The 6,079-nt window shown below is 65.1% G+C and carries 5 protein-coding genes; 4 read left to right on the forward strand and 1 reads right to left on the reverse strand.

Annotation, left to right across the window (positions count from 1 at the left end):
- The 4 genes from AC1ECW_RS16075 to AC1ECW_RS16090 form a co-directional block, all read left to right on the forward strand.
- Positions 1-356, forward strand: a 356-nt coding sequence (locus AC1ECW_RS16075) for a hypothetical protein (protein WP_481202277.1), incomplete at its 5' end; no start/stop codon positions are given.
- 118 nt (positions 357-474) lie between these two features.
- Positions 475-1,908: an ion transporter gene (locus AC1ECW_RS16080; protein WP_481202278.1), complete on the forward strand. Its 1,434-nt coding sequence runs from the start codon at positions 475-477 to the stop codon at positions 1,906-1,908.
- A 63-nt stretch (positions 1,909-1,971) separates the two neighbouring features.
- Entirely contained in the window at positions 1,972-2,583 is a 612-nt protein-coding gene (locus AC1ECW_RS16085) for a hypothetical protein (protein WP_481202279.1), read from the forward strand.
- Position 2,584: 1 nt separating this feature from the next.
- On the forward strand, positions 2,585-4,579 hold the full coding sequence (locus AC1ECW_RS16090) for a rhomboid family intramembrane serine protease (RefSeq protein ID WP_481202280.1): 1,995 nt from the start codon (positions 2,585-2,587) through the stop codon (positions 4,577-4,579).
- A gap of 125 nt (positions 4,580-4,704) precedes the next feature.
- On the opposite strand, the gene AC1ECW_RS16095 is transcribed toward AC1ECW_RS16090, so the two are convergent.
- A protein-coding gene (locus AC1ECW_RS16095; protein WP_481202281.1) for an IS3 family transposase occupies positions 4,705-5,906 on the reverse strand; the annotation gives its coding sequence in 2 pieces (ribosomal slippage) (positions 4,705-5,639 and positions 5,639-5,906; 1,203 coding nt in all).
- Positions 5,907-6,079: the final 173 nt, after the last annotated feature.

Here is a 6,079-nt window from a genome sequence, read left to right on the forward strand (position 1 = left end):
CGTCAGCCTGCTTGATGAACCCAATGATCTGCTCTTCCGTGTACCTGCTCTTGCGCATCGCGCTTCCTTTGCGTTGCGCGGATTTTGTTCCTTTGCCGTGGTACGGATTTCGGGGAGCAGGTCAGTACAACGGCAGACAGTTCGACGCAGAGTCCTTGCTCAAGGCTGTACAGCAGGCCCGACCCCAAGGGGGTGCTGCCATCGTGGCCTTGCACGATCCGACCGCATTGGTGCAAGAGATTGCGGGCTTGATGGAATTGCGCAAGACCAAACACCTGTTCGGCCAGCGCACGGGGTCTTCGGGCTGCGGGCCTTTGGCCATGGCCTTGTGTCGGGCCGTCATCCTTTTGCGCTGATGCGCCGTGCAATAATTTCGGGCTACGTTCCCGATGGTTCTCACGCCACCGGGTGGACGTCGGTAAATCAAAGATATTTCAGGGAAGAACATGGAGCAGTCCATCAAGATGACGGCCCTTGGCATGGCACTGGCCCTGCTGGGTGGCTGCCAGCCCGGCACACCGTCCGCCGCCCCCCCCGGCGGCTTCGGTTCCCACGCCCGAGGTGCCCGTCGAGCAGCAGGGTTGTGAACACGAGCAGGTGATCGCGCTGGCGAAGAAGCTGGTGGCGTTGAAGATCCGGGATGCTTCAGCGCCCGCCGATAAGGGCAGCTATCTGTCGGGCATGTCGGATTCCGGGTTCATGGCCGAGGCCTACCGGCAGGCCATGCCGGAATCGTCCCGAACCCAGCTCAACAGCATGCGAGCCGCCCATATCGACACCAGCGGCGTGACGATGGGCGAGATGGCGGTGCTGCTGTCGCCGGATTCGGAGGCGGCAGACGCCACGTCCCGGGAGCTGCGTGACAAGGGCATCCTGCATGCCTGTACGGCCAATGCCCGCATCCGGTTGGAACCGGCGTTGCACGCCCATCTCCAGTCATCGGAAGGCGGACGGATGCTGTTGAGCGCAGACGGTCCGTTCATCGACGTTCCGATCTTCTACGCAACGTCGGCCGGCGAGCGCCGGCAACTGCAGGTTGAGATGGCGATCAGCAACCCGTTATGGACACCATGCTCACGGTGCTGCTGCGCACGCATTCGGCGCGATAGGTTCTTGCTGGCTCCATATCGAGAGGTGAACATGGCCGTTGGATCTGGCAAACCCGATCGGCCCGCTGCGGGCCGTGCAGACCGCAGTACGGTCCACCTCGGCCGCGCCGAGCTGCCCCTGCAACTGCTCATCATCGCCACGCTGGTGGCCCTGGCGCTGGAGACCTTGCCCGACCTCCGGCCCTGGCAGGAGCAGGCGCTGGAATACTTCGAGTGGTTCTCGCTGTCGGTGTTTTCCATCGAGTACCTGGTGCGCCTGTGGCTCACGCGGCCCTGGCACCGGTATGCGTTCAGTTTCTTCGGGCTGATCGACCTGCTGAGCATCGTGCCGGCCTTGCTGGTGCTGGGCAGCGGTTCGGAGTCGCTGCGGGCGCTGCGCCTGATGCGGCTGTTCCGGCTGCTCAAGCTGGGGCGTTACAACGCTGCCACGCTGCGCTTCTACCGTGCCCTGAGCCTGGCGCGCGAGGAGCTGATGCTGTTCGGCGCGATGTCGCTGATCCTGCTGTACCTGGCGGGTGTGGGCATGTACCAGTTCGAGCATGCCGCGCAGCCCGAGGTGTTTGCTTCGGTGTTCGACGGCCAGTGGTGGGGGCTGTGCGCGCTCACCACCGTGGGCTACGGGGACGTGTACCCGGTCACCGTGGCGGGCAAGCTGTTCACGTTTGTCATCCTGGTGATCGGGCTCGGCTTGATCGCGGTGCCTGTGGGGCTGGTGTCGGCGGCGCTGACGCAGGCGCGCGAGCAGATCAAGGCCGAGGCCCGGGCGGGCGAAGCGCTGGATGCATCGAAGGGTTTGTGAGGGGGTTCCGTGTGCCCGAAGGGCGCGCGGGGCCGTTGTGTGTGTGATGACAGGGAGGATGGAATGAACAGACGGTTCTGGGGCGCAGTTGCCCTGGTGTTGGTGGGCGGGCTGGCCGGTTGCGGCAAGTCACCGCAGGAGATGGGGTGTGCCGACAGCGAGGTGCAGCTGAATGCGCGCAAGCTGCTGGCCATGCGCATGCAGGAGTGGCAGCAGCCGCAGCAGGCGTCGCGCCTGGGTGGCATGGACGACATGCGCAAGACCTCGCCCGAGGCGGCGGCTGCGCTGAACGGCTTTCGCGCCAGGAGCGTGCGCCCGGATGGCATCGAACTGAGTGCTGTCGAGCAGCTGTCGGCTCCGCAGACGCCGCTGGTGAGCGCCGACGCAGACGAGTCTTTCCTGCCGGTGGCGATGCGCAGCCAGCCGACGGGCAACAAGCGGCTGTATAGCTGCAAGGCCGTGGCCCGGATCAAGCTGCCAAGGGCCGTGGCCACCGGTTTGCCCGAGACCACCCGCAAGGTGCTGGACATTGGGGAGGAGGGCATTCAGGCGGTCGTGTTGTTCGAGACGCAGCTCACACCGGACAACGATCTGTGGGTGGCGGCGGGCTTCGGCAACCCCCTGGTCGAGATCGCCATGCGGTCGCTGCTGGCCCGGTCGACGGAGGAGAACTGACATGGAGCCACCCGTGTCCACGCCCGCGTCGGTGCCCTCCGATGCGACCGCGCCCGATGCGTTGCCGGGGTTCTGGCGGCAGCATGCGCTGGTGTCCGGCATCGTCGCCATCAACCTGCTGGTGTGGGTGGTGCAGCTGTTCCAGGGCGCTTCCTGGTCGGAACCCAGTGTGCAGAGCCTGTTCGAGGGCGGGGGCAGCCTGTCGGTCCATTCGCTGACGCACGAGCCCTGGCGCCTGTTCACCAGTCTGTTCGTGCACGCGGGCCTGATGCATCTGGCCATGAATGTGCTGCTGCTGTTGCAGGTGGCACCGCTGGTGACGGCCCGGTTCGGGACCGTGGGGCTGTTCTGCATCTATTTCCTGGGTGGTCTGTTGGCCACCACCACGAGCGCGGCCTGGGGCGCGGTGTCGGTGGTGCGGGCGCTGTCGGACGATGGCACGGCGTTCATCCGGTCGTTCCAGCTGGTGGTGAGTGTGGGTGCGTCCGGGGCCATCATGGCGGTCTGTGGTGGTTTGCTGGCCAGCGAGATCCGCGGAGACCGGTCGCAAGACCCGAAGGCGCGGGAGGAGCTGCAGAAGGCGCTGATGGTGATCATCGGGGGCAACCTGATGATGGGGCTGTTCGTTGCCGGCATCGATCAGGTGCAGCACGTGGCCGGCGTGCTGGCGGGGCTGGCCCTGGGGCTGGTGCTGCCGCTGGTTTCTGCGGCCGATGGCCGTGCGCGGACCGTTTTGCGCCTGGGTGGCGCGCTGGCCGGGGCGGCTGCGGTGTGGTGGACCGTGTTCACCTGGGTGCCCCAGCCGCAGCTGTTGCAGGCCCGCGCACTGCTGGAGGCCGAGCGCCAGGCGGCCCGCGCCGAGCAGGCTGAGGCCACCCTCGCACAACGCGCGAAGACCGAGCGGGACCAGTTGCCGGAGCCGGTGGACGCCTTGGAAGCGATGGGCACCACCCACAAGGTGAGCCGCTTTGCCAGTGGCATGGCGGCGTCAGCGGACGGGCGGTTGCTATACATCACCGACCCGGTGGACAACCTGCTGGCCGTGTTCGACACCGCATCGCAGACCGTCGTGCAAACAGTGACGGCGCCGAAGGTGACGGTGCGCCAGCGCAGTGACTGCTTCCTGGAGTTCGACGAACTGTGCGACTGGACGGGCGCGAAGTCGGTGACCCTGGCGCCCCGCCGGGGGCTGGCGGTGGTTCCAGGCATGTTCCGTGACGGCCTGGCCGTGATCGACCTGGCCAAGGGGCAGGTGGCGCACCGCGTGGCACTGGGCGGCGAGCCGGTCGGCCTGCTGGTGGCACCCGACGAAACGCGCGCCTATGTGACCACCCTGGCCTTCGACCTCGTGGAAGTGGACCTGCTGGCGGGGAAGATCAGCCGGCGGGTGAAGCTGCCTTCCTTCTACACAGGCCGGCACCCGGCGGCGGCTCACGACGCCCTGTGGATGGATGCGCAAGGTGCCGTGCTGTTCATCAACCAGACGGATGGGCCGCAGGCCAGTGCATTCAAGGTGACGCTGTCGACCTTGTCGGTTCAGTCCGCGCCACAGGCGTATGCGGGCATTCCTGCATCAAACGACCGGGGCGCCGCCGGCCCCTACCTGTGGTCGCGTGACGGTTTGCTGGCCCAGCTGGACCTCGACGCCGAGCCGACGCAGCGGTGGTGGTTCTGTGCCTCCGGGTCGGGCACGGCCCGGAGCGTGGCGACCGTTCACCACGACCGCGATGGCACGCGCTGGGTGGCGGTGGCCGAGTTTCAGCAACAGCTCAACGGCTCAGGCCTGCCGTTTCGCAGCGTCGTGCGCATCGCCAACCTGGAGACGGAGGTCACCAAGGGGGTGTACCCGATCAGGCACGCCACCGCCGTGGGACTTCACTTCGATGATGCCACCGGCAGCTTGTGGGTGTTGACCAATGGTGGTGAACTGGTGCAGTTGCGCACGGACAAGCGGCTCAAGCCCACGCCCTATGTCGCACCCGATCTGCTGTGTTGAGGAGCCCTGAGCCATGAAAGTCAAGGACTGTGATTTCGCTTCCGCCATCGAAGTACCAAACCGAAGCAGAAGAAGCATCGGAACTCTGAGGTTGCCCCTGAATTTCGGAGTGCTTAGCCCGGGTGTCATGCGGTGTTCTTGCGCTGAGCCGCCAGCCAGCGTTGTTCGTACTGCATGGGACTGAGGTAACCCAGTGCCGAGTGCAAACGAGCGTGATTGTAGAAGGCCAGCCAGTCCAGGATGGTGGCCTTGGCCTGCTCTCGGGTGGCAAACCTTTGCCCCAGCACGCAAGCCACCTTCAGATGGCCCCAGAAGCTCTCCGTGGGCGCGTTATCCCAGCAGTTACCCTTGCGGCTCATCGATGAGTCGATGCCCCAGGCCTTCAGCGTGGTCTGGAACTCATGGCTGCAGTACTGGCTGCCTCGGTCGCTGTGGAAGATCAGTCCCTTGGCTGGCCTCCTGCGCCAGCAGGCCATCAACAGCGCATCCTTGACCAGGCTGGTCTGCATGTGTGGCTGCATGCTCCAACCCACCACCTGGCGGCTGTGCAGATCCAGCACCGCAGCCAGGTACAGCCAGCCCTCATCGGTGGGAGTGTGGGTGATGTCACCACTCCACACCAGGTTGGGCATCTCGGGGTTGAAGCGCCGTTGCACAAGATCAGGTGCCACCGGCAACTGGTGCTTGCTGTCGGTGGTCACGACAAACTTCCTCTTGGTGCGGGCCTTGATGCCGTGGCGTTGCATCAACAGGCGCACACGCTCCTTGCCCACCCGGATGCCTCTGGCCAGAAGCTCCTTGTGCATGCGCGGCCAACCATACTCGCCCTTGATCTGGGCGTGGATGGCCCGCATGTGTGCCAGCAAGGCTTCATCGCTTTGAAACCGACTGGGGCCACTGCCAGGCCCATCTTGCGTGCGCCTCCAGTTGAAGTACCCGCTGGCGCTGACATCGAGCACCTCACACATCAGGCTCACAGGCCAGGCCTTGCCGCTCATTTGCCCGATCCAAGCGTACTTTGCAGCACATCCTGCGCAAAGTACGCTGCGGCTTTTTTTGCGATGTCGCGCTCCATCTTCAGACGCGCCACCTCGGCCCGCAACCGTGCAAGCTCCATCTGTTCAGCCGTGACCACCGGGGCCTTCAGGCTCGCCACCACGGTGCCCAATTGCCCCTTGGCATCCAGGCGAACCCAGTTGGCCACGCTCGACGACGGGATGCCCAACACCTTGGCCACCACCGCGCCTGACTGTCCGGCCTTGACCTGCCGAACCGCCTCCAGTTTGTACTCCAGGGTGTATTTGCCCCGTACCTGCTTGTCGACCATTTCTTCGCTCCTTTCCAGCTTTGTGGTCATGAGCTAAGAACTCCACTTCCCCCTGCGTCAGAATAGTTGTCGCCCCGATAGAACGATGAACCTGGGGGCGAGGATGGAAGAACGAGTTGGCTCGATACGGACAAGCATTCAAGGACCGGGCGGTGGCCAGGCTGCTGCCGCCG

It is taken from the genome of Caldimonas hydrothermalis (genome assembly GCF_056746695.1).

Coding starts and splice junctions, on each gene's coding strand:
- AC1ECW_RS16085 (WP_481202279.1), top strand. CDS start 1,972: ATGAACAGACGGTTCTGGGGCGCAGTTGCCCTGGTGTTGGTGGGCGGG.
- AC1ECW_RS16090 (WP_481202280.1), top strand. CDS start 2,585: ATGGAGCCACCCGTGTCCACGCCCGCGTCGGTGCCCTCCGATGCGACC.